Origin of the sequence: Salipiger sp. D13, from assembly GCF_003703915.1 — a bacterium.
In the GTDB taxonomy this organism is placed as follows: Bacteria; Pseudomonadota; Alphaproteobacteria; order Rhodobacterales; family Rhodobacteraceae; genus Salipiger; species Salipiger profundus.
Genome location: NZ_ML112590.1, coordinates 860,987 through 875,573, shown reverse-complemented (window position 1 = coordinate 875,573; position 14,587 = coordinate 860,987). Strand labels below are relative to the sequence as shown.

The 14,587-nt window shown below is 68.0% G+C and carries 13 protein-coding genes; 4 read left to right on the top strand and 9 right to left on the bottom strand.

What is annotated here, in order from left to right; translation table 11 throughout:
* Positions 1–232 precede the first annotated feature (232 nt).
* Together D6860_RS04010 and mnmD are read right to left on the bottom strand one after the other, a co-directional pair.
* Entirely contained in the window at positions 233–1,099 is an 867-nt protein-coding gene (locus tag D6860_RS04010; RefSeq protein WP_076623876.1) for a DMT family transporter, read from the bottom strand.
* Positions 1,099–1,770, bottom strand: a complete 672-nt coding sequence (gene mnmD, locus D6860_RS04005; RefSeq protein WP_076625385.1) for a tRNA (5-methylaminomethyl-2-thiouridine)(34)-methyltransferase MnmC2 — start codon at positions 1,768–1,770, stop codon at positions 1,099–1,101. Before mnmD ends, D6860_RS04010 begins: the two co-directional genes overlap by 1 nt.
* 157 nt (positions 1,771–1,927) lie before the next feature.
* On the opposite strand from mnmD, the gene D6860_RS04000 reads away from it, so the two are divergent.
* A complete protein-coding gene (locus D6860_RS04000; protein ID WP_076623877.1) occupies positions 1,928–2,968 on the top strand; it encodes an NAD(P)/FAD-dependent oxidoreductase in 1,041 nt (346 codons plus the stop codon).
* A 61-nt stretch (positions 2,969–3,029) separates the two neighbouring features.
* Here D6860_RS04000 and D6860_RS03995 read toward each other — a convergent pair whose 3' ends face one another.
* The 7 genes from D6860_RS03995 to D6860_RS03965 all read right to left on the bottom strand — a co-directional run bounded on the left by D6860_RS03995 (position 3,030) and on the right by D6860_RS03965 (position 9,537).
* On the bottom strand, positions 3,030–3,473 hold the full coding sequence (locus tag D6860_RS03995; protein ID WP_076625386.1) for a MaoC family dehydratase: 444 nt from the start codon (positions 3,471–3,473) through the stop codon (positions 3,030–3,032).
* Between the two features lie 146 nt (positions 3,474–3,619).
* Positions 3,620–4,459: a DUF2182 domain-containing protein gene (locus tag D6860_RS03990; protein WP_076623879.1), complete on the bottom strand. Its 840-nt coding sequence runs from the start codon at positions 4,457–4,459 to the stop codon at positions 3,620–3,622.
* Between the two features lie 21 nt (positions 4,460–4,480).
* Entirely contained in the window at positions 4,481–5,119 is a 639-nt protein-coding gene (locus tag D6860_RS03985) for a DUF1326 domain-containing protein (protein ID WP_076623881.1), read from the bottom strand.
* Between the two features lie 204 nt (positions 5,120–5,323).
* Positions 5,324–6,196, bottom strand: a complete 873-nt coding sequence (locus D6860_RS03980; RefSeq protein WP_076623884.1) for a TIGR01459 family HAD-type hydrolase — start codon at positions 6,194–6,196, stop codon at positions 5,324–5,326.
* Between the two features lie 73 nt (positions 6,197–6,269).
* The gene (locus D6860_RS03975; RefSeq protein WP_076623886.1) at positions 6,270–7,142 is read right to left on the bottom strand and encodes an aldose 1-epimerase family protein; all 873 of its coding nucleotides are present in this window, start codon (positions 7,140–7,142) and stop codon (positions 6,270–6,272) included.
* 69 nt (positions 7,143–7,211) lie between these two features.
* Positions 7,212–8,474, bottom strand: a complete 1,263-nt coding sequence (locus tag D6860_RS03970) for a SulP family inorganic anion transporter (RefSeq protein WP_076623889.1) — start codon at positions 8,472–8,474, stop codon at positions 7,212–7,214.
* Between the two features lie 142 nt (positions 8,475–8,616).
* Positions 8,617–9,537: a manganese-dependent inorganic pyrophosphatase gene (locus tag D6860_RS03965; protein ID WP_076623890.1), complete on the bottom strand. Its 921-nt coding sequence runs from the start codon at positions 9,535–9,537 to the stop codon at positions 8,617–8,619.
* Between the two features lie 177 nt (positions 9,538–9,714).
* Here D6860_RS03965 and D6860_RS03960 point away from each other — a divergent pair, with 177 nt between their 5' ends.
* From D6860_RS03960 to D6860_RS03950, 3 genes are all read left to right on the top strand, one after another.
* On the top strand, positions 9,715–9,909 hold the full coding sequence (locus tag D6860_RS03960; RefSeq protein WP_017468872.1) for a DUF3072 domain-containing protein: 195 nt from the start codon (positions 9,715–9,717) through the stop codon (positions 9,907–9,909).
* Between the two features lie 104 nt (positions 9,910–10,013).
* Positions 10,014–12,293 carry an NADP-dependent malic enzyme gene (locus D6860_RS03955; RefSeq protein ID WP_076623893.1) on the top strand — a complete coding sequence of 760 codons (2,280 nt, stop codon included), beginning with the start codon at positions 10,014–10,016 and terminating at the stop codon, positions 12,291–12,293.
* 335 nt (positions 12,294–12,628) lie between these two features.
* Positions 12,629–14,530: a propionyl-CoA synthetase gene (locus tag D6860_RS03950; RefSeq protein ID WP_076623894.1), complete on the top strand. Its 1,902-nt coding sequence runs from the start codon at positions 12,629–12,631 to the stop codon at positions 14,528–14,530.
* The last annotated feature ends 57 nt before the right edge of the window (positions 14,531–14,587 follow it).

The following is a 14,587-nucleotide window of genomic DNA, read 5'->3' as shown; positions in this document are numbered from 1 at the left end:
AAAAGCGCTGACCTCCACCCGCCCCGACCGCGATCCCGCTGAACGGCGCGACATCCTCGTAGGGTGGGTTTTCAACCCACGCCCTGCCTGCATCACCTGCGCTGCGCGTTCCGGTGTCGAAAGGAGCGTGCCCGGAACGGGACCGCGCCCATGCCACGGTCTCTGCCGCCCGCGCTATCGAGCGTCGGTGCCGCGCGGGGCAGGGTGGGGGTGCAACCCGCCACGCCCTTGCTCACGCCTTCTGCCGCGTCCGCCATAGCGTGAAGAGGCCGGCCGCCACGATGATCGCGGCGCCGATGGCCACGTTCGGCCGCAGTGTCTCGCCGAAGACGGTCATCCCGAGCGTCGAGGCGAAGACGAGCTGCAGGTAGGCGAAGGGCTGCACCGCCGAGGCCTCTGCGACCTCGTAGCACTTGATGAGCGTGAAGTGCCCGGCCGCGCCGGTGATGCACAGCAGGATCATCCAGACCCAGTCGGGGCCGGTCATCGGCTCCCAGAACCACGCGCCCACCAGCGTCGCGGTGACGGCGCCCGAAACGCCGGTCCAGAAGAACGAGGTCGCGGCGCTGTCGCGACGGGCAGCGTAGCGGGTGAGCAGGCCATAGAGCGCGAACATCAGCGCTGCGGCCAGCGGCACGGCGGCCTTGGGCGAGAACACCCCGCCCGAGGGTTGCAGGATGATGATGACACCGATGAAGCCGATGCCGATGGCCGTCCAGCGCCGCCAGCCGACCTTTTCGCCGAGGATCGGGCCGGAAAGCGCCGCCACCAGCAGCGGGTAGGCGGTGAAGACGGCGTGGCTCTCGGTCAGGCCCAGCAGCACGAAGGCGGTGATCATCACCCAGATCTCGCCCACCAGCAGCACGCCACGGAAGGCCTGCAGCAGCGGCTGGGTGGTCGCCGCGGCCGCCCGGAGCCCGCCGGCCTGCCGGCCCGCGAGGGCGATGACGAAAGCCGCGAAGAACCAGTAGCGGATCATCACCACCATGTAGACATTGTACTCGGCCGAGAGGTGGCGCGAGATGCCGTCCTGCACCGCGAAGATGAAGGTGGTCAGCACCATCAGCCAGATGCCGAATCTCGTGTTCTGTTCCGCCATCAGCTGCGCTCCGCTATCGTCATGTGTCTCTTGCGGCCGAACCCGGGCGCCCGCGTCACCGCGAAGCCCGCGGCTTCGAGGGCGCGGCGCACGTGGCCTGCCGCGGTGTAGGTGGCGGCGGTGCCGCCGGGGGCCGTGTGCCGGGCGACCTCGGCCATGAGCCGCTCGCCCCAGAGCTCGGGGTTCTTGGCCGGCGAGAAGCCGTCGAGGAACCAGGCGTGCGCGGCACCGTCCCAGGCGGGCAGGGTCTTGCGGGCGTCGCCCTCGATCATTCGGAACCGCAGGTCGGGCAGCACGATCTCCTGTGCGCCGGACTGCCAGAAGGGGGCGAGTTCCGCCGCCACGCCGGCCAGCTCGGGAAAGGCGCCCTGCGCGCGGACCATGTCTGCGGCCGCCATCGGGAACGCCTCGAATGAGGTGAAGCGCAGCTGCCCCGCCTGGCCGCATTGTCGCCACAGGTGCAGCGTGGCGAGCAGGTTGAGACCGGTGCCGAAGCCCAGCTCGGCGACGTGGAAGCCGTCGCGGAAGCGGTCGGGCAAGCCGTTGCCGGCGAGGAAGGTGTGGCGCGTCTCGGCCAGCCCGTTCTCGAGCGAGTAATAGGGGTCGTCGAAGCGGGGCGACACGGGAACCCCGCCCTCGCGCCAATCCGGAGCGTCGGGCTCAATCGTCATCTGCATCTGTCCTGGAACGTCACGGGCCGCCTTGGCGCGCTCGGAGAGTCCGTTTGAAGGTCGAGTGGTCGGGGCCCGCGCACCCGGTCGGGAAACCGGTTCCCGTCACCGGGTTGGGGCTGTAGAACGGGCGCGACCATGAAGGGGAGGCGCGCGAATGGCAAGTGTGGACGTGACAGTGCGCGGTGCGGGCATCTTCGGCCTGTCGATCGCCTGGGCCTGTGTGCGCCGTGGTGCATCGGTGCGGGTCGTCGACCCTGCCGGGCCGGGTGCCGGCTCGAGCGGCGGGATCGTCGGTGCGCTGGCGCCGCATGTTCCCGAGAACTGGAACGAGAAAAAGGCGTTCCAGCTCGAAAGCCTGCTCATGGCGCAGGACTTCTGGGCCGAGGTCGAGGCCACGGGCGGGGTGTCTCCCGATTACGCGCGGAGCGGGCGCCTTCAGCCGGTGGCCGATGCGCGCGGGCTCGAGCTGGCGCGGGCGCGCGAGGGCACGGCACGGGCGCTCTGGAAGGACGCGGCGGTCTGGGAGGTGATTCCGGTCGCGCAGGCCGGCGCCTGGGCGCCGATCACCGAGACCGGCTGGCTGATCCGCGACACGCTCAGCGCGCGCATGTCACCGCGCCGCGCGGTGGCGTCGCTGGAAGCGGCCTTGCGGGCCATGGGCGTCGAGATCGTGATCGAGGCCCCCGACGCGGGCCGCGTGCTCTGGGCGACCGGCTGGCGGGGGCTGACGGAACTGTCCGAGACCTTCGGACGCAACGTCGGCGGCGGTGTGAAGGGGCAGTCGGTGCTGCTGCGCCATGACGCCGGAGAGGTGCCGCAGATCTTCGCGGGCGGGCTGCACATCATCCCGCATCACGACGGTACGGTGGCGCTCGGCTCGACCTCGGAGCGGGAGTTCGACGACCCCGCCGCCTGCGACGCGCAATGCGATGCGCTGGTCGAGCGCGCGGTGGCGGCGCTGCCGCTGCTGCACGGGGCCGAGGTGGTCGAACGCTGGGCCGGGGTGCGCCCGCGCGCCAAGAGCCGCGCGCCGATGCTGGGCGCCTGGCCCGACCGGGCGGGGCACTACATCGCCAACGGCGGCTTCAAGATCGGCTTCGGCATGGCGCCCAAGGTGGCGCAGGTCATGGCCGAGCTTCTGCTCGAGGACCGCGACGCCATCCCCGAGGGCTTCCGCGTCGAGGATTCGCTGTAGGCTGGGCGATGCGCCCACCCGGCGCAGACCCAAGGGGCTGGTTTTCAACCCACCATGGGCGTCAGTCGAACTTGCGCGACGGCGCGAGCACCTTGGCCTCTCCGACGACGACCTTCTTGCCGTCGACCGAGCAGTGGCATTCCAGCGTGACCCGCCGCTTGGCGTGTTCGATATCGACGACCTTCACCTCGGCATAGACGACATCACCCGGGCGCACCGGGGCGAGGAACTTCAGCGTCTGGCCAAGGTAGATCGTGCCGTGGCCGGGCAGCTGCTCGCCGATCACCGCAGAGATCAGCCCGGCCGTCAGCATGCCGTGCGCGATGCGGCCCTCGAAGATCGTGTCGTGGGCGTAGGCGTCGTCGAGATGCACCGGGTTCCGGTCGGTCGAGACCTCGGCGAAAAGCTCGATGTCGCGATCCGTCACCTCTTTGCGCAGGTGGCGGGTCATCCCCATCTCGATGTCCTCGATGCAGATCGTGCCGCGCGGGAAGTTGTCCAACATCTCAGCCTCCATGGCTTTCGCCTCGTAATAAATACGCGACGAATGCCGCGATTTCGGTAACTTTATTACTTCGCGGGCGCAGAAAATCAAGGGTGTTTTCCGGATCCGAGACGAAAGAACCGGGGGGCGGCAGTGTGGCGGGGGGCTCAGAGCCCGCCCGCGAGCGCCGGGGCGAGCAGCCAGAGACCGGCCAGCACGAGCGCAATGCCCGCGCCCCGGCTCAGGGCGCGGGGCCAGGGCAGCAGCTTCTCGGCCAGCACGAACAGCGCCAGCCCGACGATCCACCACAGGTTCATGATGCCACCGACAAAGAGCAGCGCCATCAGCGCCCAGCAGCACCCGAGGCAGTAGCTCCCGTGGTCGAGCCCCATCCTGAGCGCGCCGCCCATGCCCGGGCGTCTGTGGGCGGCAAGGAAATGCGCGGGGCTGCGGCAATGCGCGAGGCAGGCGTCCTTCAGAGGCGTGAACTGGAAAATCCCGGCGGCGATCATCACGAGGCCCGAGAAGCCCGCGGATTTCACCGTCATCATCGCGCCATCGACAAGCCCGGCGCCTTCCAGCAGCCATTGCGCCGCGGCGGCCCCGGCCGAGAACAGGGCCCAGCACAGCAGGTAGCCCGCGAGGAAAGTCAGCCCCAGCAGGTGCGCCCGATCCCGCTCCGTGCCCCCCTTCTTGACCGCGACGAAAAGCAGGAGCATCGGCGCGGCGCTGGGGGTCATCATCGCGATCATCATGATCCACCACATGAGGAAGATCAGAAGCGCGTAGCCGGGGCTCCAGGCCGGGGCCATGCCCATCGACATGGGGGGCTGCCCGACCGGAGGCGCCATGCGCGTCATGTCCAGCGCGGTCATGCTCATGCCGACACCGAAGACGGTGTAGAGCCCCGCGAGCAGCACGATCACGGCCACCGCGAAGACGACGACAAGCGTGTCGCGCCGGGCCAGCGTCTCGGCCAGTCCGGCGCCGGGCGGTCGGTTCGACATCCCGGTCATCTCCCGCCCCCGTCAGGCGTGAACGACGCCTGCACCGGTCAGGTGCAGGTGCGCGATATGTGCGTGGCTCGCGGAATTCTTCAGCAGTTCGATCGCGGCATCGCCGGTTTCGGTCGAGCCGCAGGCAAAGGCGGCGCTGCTGAACTCGAACCCGTGGGGCAGGTTGACCCGTACGTGATGCGGCTCGCCGCTGACGATGTTGGGGATCGGCTTGATGTCGGTCGAGAACGCCGAGGCGGCCTTGATCGAGCCGATGCCGGTCTCCTCGTCATAGCTCATCTCGATGGTGCCGGTGAGCGTGGGGTGACGGTTCGGGGACATCGCGCCGAAGACGAACCACATGGTGGCCATCTCCTCGGTGTCCTCACCGGTCATGATCTTCTCGAGGGCCTCGCGCTGCGCAGGCGTTGCAGATTCGTCGATGATGAGCTGCATCTGGCCGTTGCCCTCGTGCACGGCACCGGGCCACTTGTAGAGCGTCGCGGCCTTGAGACCGCTCAGGTCGATGTCACCGTAGTGCCCCTCGGTGATGTCGAAGGCGACGGCGGCCTCGCAGGTGCCGTCACTGGGGGGCTGGCTGAACTGGCACGGGCAGCCGAACGCGCAGTTGCAGTTGGCAAGCTCGAGCGCCTTGATACTCCAATCGGTCATGTCGAAAATCTCCTGGCAACAGGTTGGCATTTGCAATGCAGGCCGTGGCCGGGAAATTGACTGGGACTCGAACGGTTACGCTACGTTTGGCCACGCCGTTTACGTAGCGTAACCCATTTCAAATGAGTTTCAAAACTCGGCATGTGTCCCGCCGCGCGTTCGCGGCGGGACCCGGTGGCGATCAGGGTCCGCTCGGGAAAAGGTTCAGCGCAGGAAACCAATGGAGTAGGTCGCGCCCACGCCTTCCTTTTCGAGGAAGTCGAGCAGAGCCTTCTCGTGCGGCTGCCGGTCGGTGCGGGTCTCTTCGGCAGCAAGCCCACCGGTCACGAACAGCGAATCGATGTCCTCTCCCTGTGCCCCCTGGATGTCGGTGCGCACGCCGTCCCCGATGGCGAGAATGGTCGGGTCCGACAGGTCGGGGGCAACCTCGGCCAGCCGGCGGCGGGCAAGGTCATAGATGGGCGGATGCGGCTTGCCGAAGTAGAGGCTCTCGCCGCCCATCTCGGAGTAGAGCGCCGCGAGGGCGCCCGCGCACCATTCGCGGTGATCGCCGCGGTCGACGACAACGTCGGGATTGGCACAGAGCAGCTTCAGCCCCTTCTGCTTGGCGAGCAGGAATTGCGGGCGCATCTCGGCGGGGTCGGCCTTTGCGTCGAAGAGGCCGGTGCAGACGATGCCCTCGGCCTCCTCGAGCGCCACGCGCTCGACCTCGACCGGGTTCTCGATCAGCTTCATCGGTTCGAAGAACGGCAGCTCGGCCTCGGTTCCGATGAAGTAGACCTTGCGGCCCACGGCGCCCTCGAACATCGCCGCGCGGGCGGAATCGCCCGAGCTCGCGATGTTGTCGAAGCAGTCGTCCGGAATGCCGAACCCCTCGAACTGCTTGTAGACCTCGGCGCGGCCGCGCGGCGAGTTGGTGACCAGCACCACGACGCCGCCCTGCTTGCGGTAGGCCCGCAGCGCCTCGACGGCCTCGGGATAGGCGGTGACGCCGTTGTGCAGGCACCCCCAGAGGTCGACGAACATGGCGTCATACTGGTGGGAGATGTCGGACAGGGCTTCGATAATCTGCGTCATGGATACCTCGGGGGAGAGACTGGTCGCGCCGTTGTTACGGGGGCGGGCCGGGCTTGGCCAGCCCGGCGGCGCCTTAGAGATCGACCGTGACCCGATAGCCGAAACGCACGCTGTCGCCGGGCGCGAGGGCAAGGCTGAACGGGCGTTCGGAGATCTGTGGCGAGGCACCGGTTTCGGCGGCCATGCCGTGCCACGGCTCGACGCAGAGATAGGGCGCGCCGGGAATAGTCCAGAGCGCGAGGTTGGGCAGGTTCTCGAAGCGGAAGGACAGCTGCGGGCCCTCCGGCACGCCGTAGCGCAGCGTGTCGCCGGCGCCCTCGGGAAAGATCATCGCGTCGGCCTCGAACTGCGTGGGGTCGAGCACCAGCCGCCCCTCGTCGAAGGGCGAGGCATGGCGGTCGGGGGGCAGCAGCCCGTCGCTCAGCCGCGCCAGCGCGGGCTCGGCGCCGTTGGCAAGAAGCACCTCGTGCGGAAGCCCCTTCGCGCCGGGCAAGGGCCAGGCAAAGGCCGGGTGGAAGCCGAAGCCGAAGGGCATCTCGCGGTCGTCGTGGTTGGTGATCTCGACTCCCACCGCGAGCGTGTCGCCCTCGAGGCCATGCGTGACCGACAGCTCGAAGGCAAAGGGATAGAGCGTCCGGGTCTCCGCGTCATCGCGAAGGACATGCCGGCAGTGGTCCGGCCCGTGGTCGTCAATCGCAAAGGTCGCGCGCCGGGCAAAGCCGTGCTGGCGCATCTCGGCCTCGTGGTCGCCCACGGCGATGCGGTTGCCAGGCGCGCGCCCGACGATCGGAAAGAGGATCGGCGCCCGGCCGCTCCACCAGGTCGGATCGCCGTGCCACAGCAGGTCGTCTCCGGCGGCGGTGCGCAAGGTCTGCATCTCGGCGCCGAGCGGCGCGATCGTTGCGGAAAGCGCATCGTTTGCGATGCGGATGGTGTCGTCGGTCATCGGTGTCCTGGTCTCCTGCGCGTGGCCTCAGGGCCGCAGCTTGGCGCAGCGCCGGGGGGAAGGCCAGCGCTAGCGGTCGGGCGGGGTCCAGTCGGCGGGCGGCACCTCGCGCCGCCGCAGCCGCAGGGCAAGCCCGACGCTCACCCCCATCCCGATGGCGATTGTCAGATCCGTGAAGATCGTCAGCACCAGCGTCATCGCCAGCAGACCCCGGTCGCTGAGATGGCCTTGTGTGGCATGGGCGCGCCAGTGCTGCGGTTCGCTCATGTTCCAGGCGGTCAGGAGCAGCAGCCCTGCCAGCGCCGGCATCGCCAGCGCCGAGGCGAGCGGCGCCGCGATGAGCATCGCCAGCAGGATGGTGAGTGCATGCACGAGGCCGGCCACCGGCGTGCGCCCGCCGGCGCGGATGTTGGTCGCGGTGCGCGCGATGGCGCCGGTGGCGGGCAGCCCGCCGAACAGCGACGAGCCGAGATTGGCCGCCCCCTGCGCCAGCAACTCGGCGCCCGAGCGGTGCCGGTAGCCGGTCATGCGGTCGGCCACCATCGCCGAGAGCAGCGACTCGACCCCGGCGAGGAAGGCGATGATCAGCGCCGAGGGCAGCAGCTCGCGCAGGGTGCCGGGCGACAGGTCGGGCAGGGCGGGCATGGGCAGCCCGCGCGGCAGCGTGCCGAAGCGGTCCCCCAGCGTCTCGACCGGCAGGTCGAAGAGCGCCACGGCCCCCGAGGTCAGCGCCACCGCGACGATCAGCCCGGGCCACGCCGGGGCGAGCCGGCGGAACAGCGTGATCAGCGCAATGGTGGCGATGCCGATGCCGAGCGGCCATGCGGCGACCTCGCCCCGTGCGTCCCAGAGTGCCGCGAGTTTCTCGAGCGCGTCGGCGGGCATGGGGGCCGAGATGCCCAGCAGGTCCTTGAGCTGGCTCAGCGCGATGATGGCGGCGATGCCGATGGTGAACCCGTTGATCACCGGCTCGGGCACGTAGCGGATGAGCCGCCCCGCCCGCAGCGCACCGGCGGCCAGCAGGATCAGCCCGGCCATGAAGGTGGCGGTGACGAGGCCGGAAAAGCCGTGCTGGTCGATGACCCCGGCCACGACGACGATGAAGGCTCCCGTGGGGCCGCCGATCTGCACCCGGCTTCCCCCCAGCGCCGAGATCAGGAAGCCCGCGACGATTGCCGTCACCAGCCCGGTTTCGGGCCCCGCGCCCGAGGCGATGGCGATGGCAAGGCTGAGCGGCAGCGCCACCATCGCCACGGTCACGCCGGCCCAGAGGTCGGCGCGGAGGCTCTCGGCTGAGTAGTCGCGCAGGGTTGTCAGGAGCTTGGGTGTCATGCCTATCGCTACGCCCGGCGCGCGTTCCGGCGCAAGCGCCTTGCGGGCCGTGCGGCCGCGACACGGTGACCTGCCCGCGCCCCACGAACGAAAAAGGCGCCCCCGGACGGGAGCGCCTTTCGCATCTGTATGCGCTGGCGGATCAGACCTTGAGGTTCGGAATGATCTGCTTCTTGCGGCTCATCACGCCGGGCAGCACCACGGTGTCGCCATCGACGGAAACGTTGAAGCTCTTCTCGGCCACGCCCTTCACGGTGTCGTTCGGCACGAGGAGGGTCGCCTCTTCCTTGAGGATGTCGACGATGAACAGCAGCACCTCGTCGACGCCGTCCTCGGAGGCGACGGTCTTGAAGGTCTCCATCAGGCTGTCCTTGCGGCCGAGCGGGATCTCGGGCGCGGTGGTCTCGAGCACGGAGACGCGGAACTTGGTGCCGTCGACCGCATACTCCTTCGAGTCCATGCGGATCAGCTCGGCGTCGGAGAAGGCCGAGACATCGGACTTCGCGGCGAACATCTTCTCGGAAAGATCGCCGATCTCGATGCCGAGGTCGGAGGCGAGCTTGGCCGCGACTTCCTTGTCATGCCCGGTCGTGGTGGGCGACCGGAACTCCAGCGTGTCCGACAGGATGCAGGTCAGCGCCGCGCCCTTGATCGCGTCGGGCATCTTCGCCGCGTCGTCGCCCATCAGGTCGTAGAGAAGGGTCGCGGTGCAGGCGAGCGGGCGCACGGTGATGTCGATCGGACCCTTGGTCTCGAGACCGCCGACCAGCTTGTGGTGGTCGATGATGCCGCGGATGTCGGCCTTGTTGATCGACGCCGGAAGCTCGGCGGGGTTGTTGGTGTCGACGATGACGACGGGCGCGTCCTCGGCGACGTCACCGATGATCTCGGGCTTCTCAAGGCCGAAGTGCTCGAGCATGAAGGCGGCCTCGGTGTTGGGCTCGCCGAGCAGCACGGGCTTGGCGGCCTCGCCCTTCACCTCGTTGAGGTACCATGCCCAGACGATCGGGCTGCCGGTGCTGTCGGTGTCGGGGGATTTGTGGCCGAAAACCAGGGTGGACATCGCGGAAAAACTCCTTGGGTTCTGATCTCGATTTCGCGCGGGTTATAGGAGCGGGGCGGGTGGTTGTCACCCGCCGAAATGGGCCCCATGTGGCGGTGAGCGCAAACGTAGGACCCGCCGAATGGAACTCGCCCGAAAACCATGCGTTCGTATTCGGTAACGAAAGGATATTGTGAAATGAATACAGCCGCCAATGCCGCGCGCCTCGACCCCGCACTGGACGTTCCGCCGGAGCCGCGCCAGCCGATGACCGCAGAGCAGGAAGCGGACCTGCGTGCCCTCTCCGAGCGGGCGGGCGAGCCCTTCGATCCGGACCTGACCCAGCAGGAAGCAGACCAGCGCATCGAGCTGTTGCGGGCCGTCGTCTACTGACGGCTTGCGCCGGCGCCCCCAGTCTTTACGCATGAGGGGCTTCCTGCTATTCCGCTCCCACTAGATTGTTCAGCGTTGAACTATTATCGGGAGCGCAGCCTGTCATGTCGGACACTGCCCAGGAAAGCCTGCGCCAGGCGGCGCTGTTCTACCACGAAAATCCGAAGCCCGGAAAACTCGAGATCCGTGCCACGAAGCCGCTGGCGAACGGTCGCGACCTGAGTCGCGCCTATTCGCCCGGCGTCGCCGAGGCCTGCACCGAGATACAGGCCGATCCCAAGGCTGCTGCCCGCTACACCGCACGCGGCAACCTCGTGGCCGTGGTTTCGAACGGCACCGCGGTGCTGGGGCTCGGCAACATCGGCCCGCTCGCATCGAAGCCGGTGATGGAGGGCAAGGCGGTCCTCTTCAAGAAGTTCGCCAACATCGACTGTTTCGACATCGAGCTGAACGAGCCCGACCCCGAGAAGCTCGCCGATATCGTCTGCGCGATGGAGCCCACCTTCGGCGCCATCAATCTCGAGGACATCAAGGCCCCCGACTGCTTCATCGTCGAGAAGATCTGCCGCGAGCGGATGAACATCCCGGTCTTCCACGACGATCAGCACGGCACCGCCATCGTGGTCGGCGCCGCAGCTCTCAACGCACTGCACGTTGCCGGCAAGAGCTTCGAGGACATCAAGGTCGTCTCGACCGGGGGCGGTGCCGCCGGGATTGCCTGCCTCAACATGCTGCTGAAGCTTGGCGTGAAACGCGAGAACGTCTGGCTCTGCGACATTCATGGCCTCGTCCACGAGGGCCGCGAAGAGGACATGACCCCGCAAAAGGCCGCCTTTGCCCAGAAGAGCGAGCTGCGCACTCTCGACGAGGTGATCGAAGGGGCCGACCTGTTCCTCGGGCTGTCGGGCCCGGGGGTCCTGAAGCCCGAACAGGTCGCACGCATGAGCGATGCGCCGATCGTCTTCGCGCTTGCCAACCCCACGCCCGAGATCATGCCCGACGCGGTCCGCAGCGTCGCGCCCGACGCGATCATTGCGACCGGGCGGTCGGATTTCCCGAACCAGGTCAACAACGTCCTGTGCTTTCCCTTCATCTTCCGCGGCGCGCTCGACGTTGGGGCCACCGAGATCAACGACGACATGGCCGTGGCCTGCGTCGAGGGTATCGCGGCGCTGGCACGTGCGACCACCAGTGCCGAGGCCGCCGCCGCCTACCACGGCGAGCAGCTGACCTTCGGCCGCGACTACCTGATCCCCAAGCCCTTCGACCCGCGCCTGTCGGCGGTGGTGTCCTCGGCCGTGGCGAAGGCCGCGATGGACTCCGGGGTGGCGGAACGCCCGCTCGATGACATCCAGGCCTACAAGGAGCGGCTCAACCAGAGCGTCTTCAAGTCGGCGCTGCTGATGCGCCCGGTGTTCGAGGCCGCCCGGACCGCGTCGCGCCGCATCGTCTTTTCCGAGGGCGAGGACGAGCGCGTGCTGCGCTCGGCACAGGCGATCCTCGAGGAGACGACCGAGCATCCGATCCTGATCGGCCGTCCCGAAGTGATCGAGGCCCGCTGCGAGCGCATGGGGCTCGAGATCCGGCCGGGGCGCGACTTCCACGTGGTCAACCCGCAGGACGACCCGCGCTACCGCGACTACTGGGAAACCTACCACAGGCTCATGGCGCGCCGTGGCGTGACGCCGGACCTCGCCCGCGCGATCCTGCGCACCAACACCACCGCCATCGCGGCGATCATGGTGCACCGCGAAGAGGCCGACAGCATGATCTGCGGCACCTTCGGCGAGTATCGCTGGCACCTCAACTATATCACGCAGGTGCTGGGCAACGAGGGGCTGCGCCCGCAGGGCGCGCTGTCGCTGATGATCCTCGAGGACGGGCCGCTGTTCCTTGCGGACACGCAGGTCTGGACCGAGCCGAGCCCCGAGCAGATCGCCGAGACGGTGATCGGCGCGGCCCGCCACGTGCGTCGCTTCGGCCTGCTGCCCAAGATCGCGCTCTGCTCGCGCTCGCAATTCGGCAACCAGGCCGATGGCTCGGGGCCGCGCATCCGCGCCGCGCTCGAGATCCTCGACAGCCAGCCGCGCGACTTCATCTACGAGGGCGAGATGCACGTGGACAGCGCGCTCGACCCCGAGCTGCGCGAGCGGCTGATGCCCGAGAACCGCATGGAAGGCGCCGCGAACGTGCTGATCTTCGCGCAGGCCGATGCGGCGAGCGGGGTGCGGAACATCCTGCGCCTGAAGGCCGGTGCGCTCGAGGTCGGGCCGATCCTGATGGGGCTCGGCAACCGCGCGCATATCGTGACGCCATCGATCACCTCGCGCGGCCTGCTCAACATGGCAGCGGTCGCGGGCACCCCGGTCGCCAGCTACGGCTGACCTTTCGGCGCCGCCCGGGGCAGGGCGGCGCCCGACCGATCTGCGCGGTTTTCCCGCGATCCTCTCACCGGCCAGGGCAGGGCGTCACCGTTGGCGATCCGCGACGTGACTCGCTTGCGCGGATTTGCAGAACGCCTCTCACGCAAACTTTGCAAACCGTGCGAACCTTCGCAGGAACACGGCAAATTCCAGCGGTCTTTGCAAATGTTTGCAGGCCGTCCGGCTCGATTCCAGCAAAATTCTGCGGTGAAATGTCCTGCTATGCGGTAACATACTTGCTCAGCCATAGGCGCTTGCCTAAGCAAGTTACCCATAGGTGAGAGGAGGTGACCCCCATGGGCTACAACGATGTTTACGAAGCCTGGAAATCCGACCCCGAGGGCTTCTGGATGGAGGCCGCTCAGGCGATCGACTGGCACGAGGCCCCGTCGAAGGCGCTCTTCGACAAGGGCGGCGACATGTACGAATGGTTCGCCGACGGCATGGTCAACACCTGCTGGAACGCGGTGGACCGTCACGTCGAGGCCGGCCGGGGCGACGAGATCGCCATCATGCACGAGAGCCCGATCACCCATTCGAGCAAGGGCATCACCTATTCCGAGCTGCGTGACCGGGTCGCGAGCCTTGCCGGCGCGCTCAAGATGCGCGGCGTGGAAAAGGGCGACCGGGTCATCATCTACATGCCGATGATCCCCGAGGCGCTCGAGGCGATGCTCGCCTGTGCGCGCATCGGTGCCGTGCACTCGGTGGTCTTCGGCGGCTTTGCCGCGCACGAGCTGGCGGTGCGGATCGACGACTGCACGCCCAAGGCGATCATCGCCTCGAGTTGCGGCCTCGAGCCGGGCCGTGTCGTGCATTACAAGCCGCTGCTGGACGAGGCCATCGAGCAGGCATCGCACAAGCCCGAGTTCTGCGTGGTCTTCCAGCGCGAGCAGGAGGTCGCCAAGCTGATCGAGGGGCGCGACTTCTCGTGGCACGGCTTCCAGTACGGCGTTAAGCCCGCCGAGTGCGTGCCGGTCGAGGGCAACCATCCGGCCTATATCCTCTATACCTCGGGCACGACCGGTCAGCCCAAGGGCGTGGTGCGTTCGACCGCCGGGCATCTGGTTGCGCTGCAATGGTCGATGAAGAACATCTACAACATCGAGGCCGGTGACCGCTTCTGGGCCGCCTCGGACGTGGGCTGGGTCGTCGGGCACTCCTACATCTGCTACGGTCCGCTGATCGCCGGGGCGCAGACCATCGTCTTCGAGGGCAAGCCCATCGGAACGCCGCACGCGGGCGTGTTCTGGCGGATCATCCAGAACCACCGGGTGAAGTCCTTCTTCACGGCACCCACCGCGCTGCGGGCGATCCGCCGCGCCGATCCTGACGGCGAGTGGATCAAGCGCTACAAGCTGCATGACCTGCAGGCGCTCTTCCTCGCGGGCGAGCGCGCCGATCCCTCGACCATCGAGTGGGCGCAGAAGCACCTCGGCGTTCCGGTGATCGACCACTGGTGGCAGACGGAAACCGGCTGGGGCATCGCCGCCAACCCGATCGGGATCGAGGAGCTGCCCGTGAAGCTGGGCAGCCCGTCGGTGCCGATGCCGGGCTACGACGTGCGCATCCTCGACGAGGGCGGCCACGAGATGCCGGCGGGCGAGCTCGGGGCCATCGCGATCAAGCTGCCGCTGCCCCCGGGCACGCTGCAGACGCTGTGGAATGCCGAGGAGCGGTTCCGCAAGTCCTACCTCACGCAGTTCCCCGGCTACTACGAGACCGGCGACGCCGGCATGAAGGACGAGGACGGCTACCTCTACATCATGTCGCGCACCGACGACGTCATCAACGTGGCGGGCCACCGCCTGTCGACCGGTGCGATGGAAGAAGTGCTGGCCTCGCATCCGGATGTCGCGGAATGCGCGGTGATCGGCGTGGCGGACGAGCTGAAAGGGCAGATGCCGGTTGGCTTCATCTGCCTCAGCTCGGGCGTGGAGCGTGACCATGCCGAGGTCTGCAAGGAATGCGTGCGGATGGTGCGGGACCAGATCGGCCCCGTGGCGGCCTTCAAGCTCTGCGCCGTGGTCGAGCGCCTTCCCAAGACCCGCTCGGGCAAGATCCTGCGCGCGACCATGGTCAAGATCGCCGACGGCGAGAGCTTCAAGATGCCGGCGACCATCGACGATCCGGCGATCCTCGACGAGATCCGCGAGGCGCTGCAGGGTCTCGGTTACGGGAAGAAGGTGCCTGCCTGAACCTGACCCGTGAGACCATGAAGTGAACGCGCCGCAGGGAGACCCGTGGCGCGTTTT

Bases quoted from the DNA above. Each gene is read 5' to 3' on its own strand.
- D6860_RS03955 (WP_076623893.1), top strand. From the start codon at position 10,014: ATGTCGGACACTGCCCAGGAAAGCCTGCGCCAGGCGGCGCTGTTCTAC.
- D6860_RS03950 (WP_076623894.1), top strand. From the start codon at position 12,629: ATGGGCTACAACGATGTTTACGAAGCCTGGAAATCCGACCCCGAGGGC.
- D6860_RS03970 (WP_076623889.1), bottom strand. From the start codon at position 8,474: ATGACACCCAAGCTCCTGACAACCCTGCGCGACTACTCAGCCGAGAGC.
- D6860_RS03980 (WP_076623884.1), bottom strand. From the start codon at position 6,196: ATGACGCAGATTATCGAAGCCCTGTCCGACATCTCCCACCAGTATGAC.
- D6860_RS03985 (WP_076623881.1), bottom strand. From the start codon at position 5,119: ATGACCGATTGGAGTATCAAGGCGCTCGAGCTTGCCAACTGCAACTGC.
- D6860_RS04000 (WP_076623877.1), top strand. From the start codon at position 1,928: ATGGCAAGTGTGGACGTGACAGTGCGCGGTGCGGGCATCTTCGGCCTG.
- D6860_RS03960 (WP_017468872.1), top strand. From the start codon at position 9,715: ATGAATACAGCCGCCAATGCCGCGCGCCTCGACCCCGCACTGGACGTT.
- D6860_RS03990 (WP_076623879.1), bottom strand. From the start codon at position 4,459: ATGTCGAACCGACCGCCCGGCGCCGGACTGGCCGAGACGCTGGCCCGG.
- D6860_RS03975 (WP_076623886.1), bottom strand. From the start codon at position 7,142: ATGACCGACGACACCATCCGCATCGCAAACGATGCGCTTTCCGCAACG.
- mnmD (WP_076625385.1), bottom strand. From the start codon at position 1,770: ATGACGATTGAGCCCGACGCTCCGGATTGGCGCGAGGGCGGGGTTCCC.
- D6860_RS03965 (WP_076623890.1), bottom strand. From the start codon at position 9,537: ATGTCCACCCTGGTTTTCGGCCACAAATCCCCCGACACCGACAGCACC.
- D6860_RS03995 (WP_076625386.1), bottom strand. From the start codon at position 3,473: ATGTTGGACAACTTCCCGCGCGGCACGATCTGCATCGAGGACATCGAG.
- D6860_RS04010 (WP_076623876.1), bottom strand. From the start codon at position 1,099: ATGGCGGAACAGAACACGAGATTCGGCATCTGGCTGATGGTGCTGACC.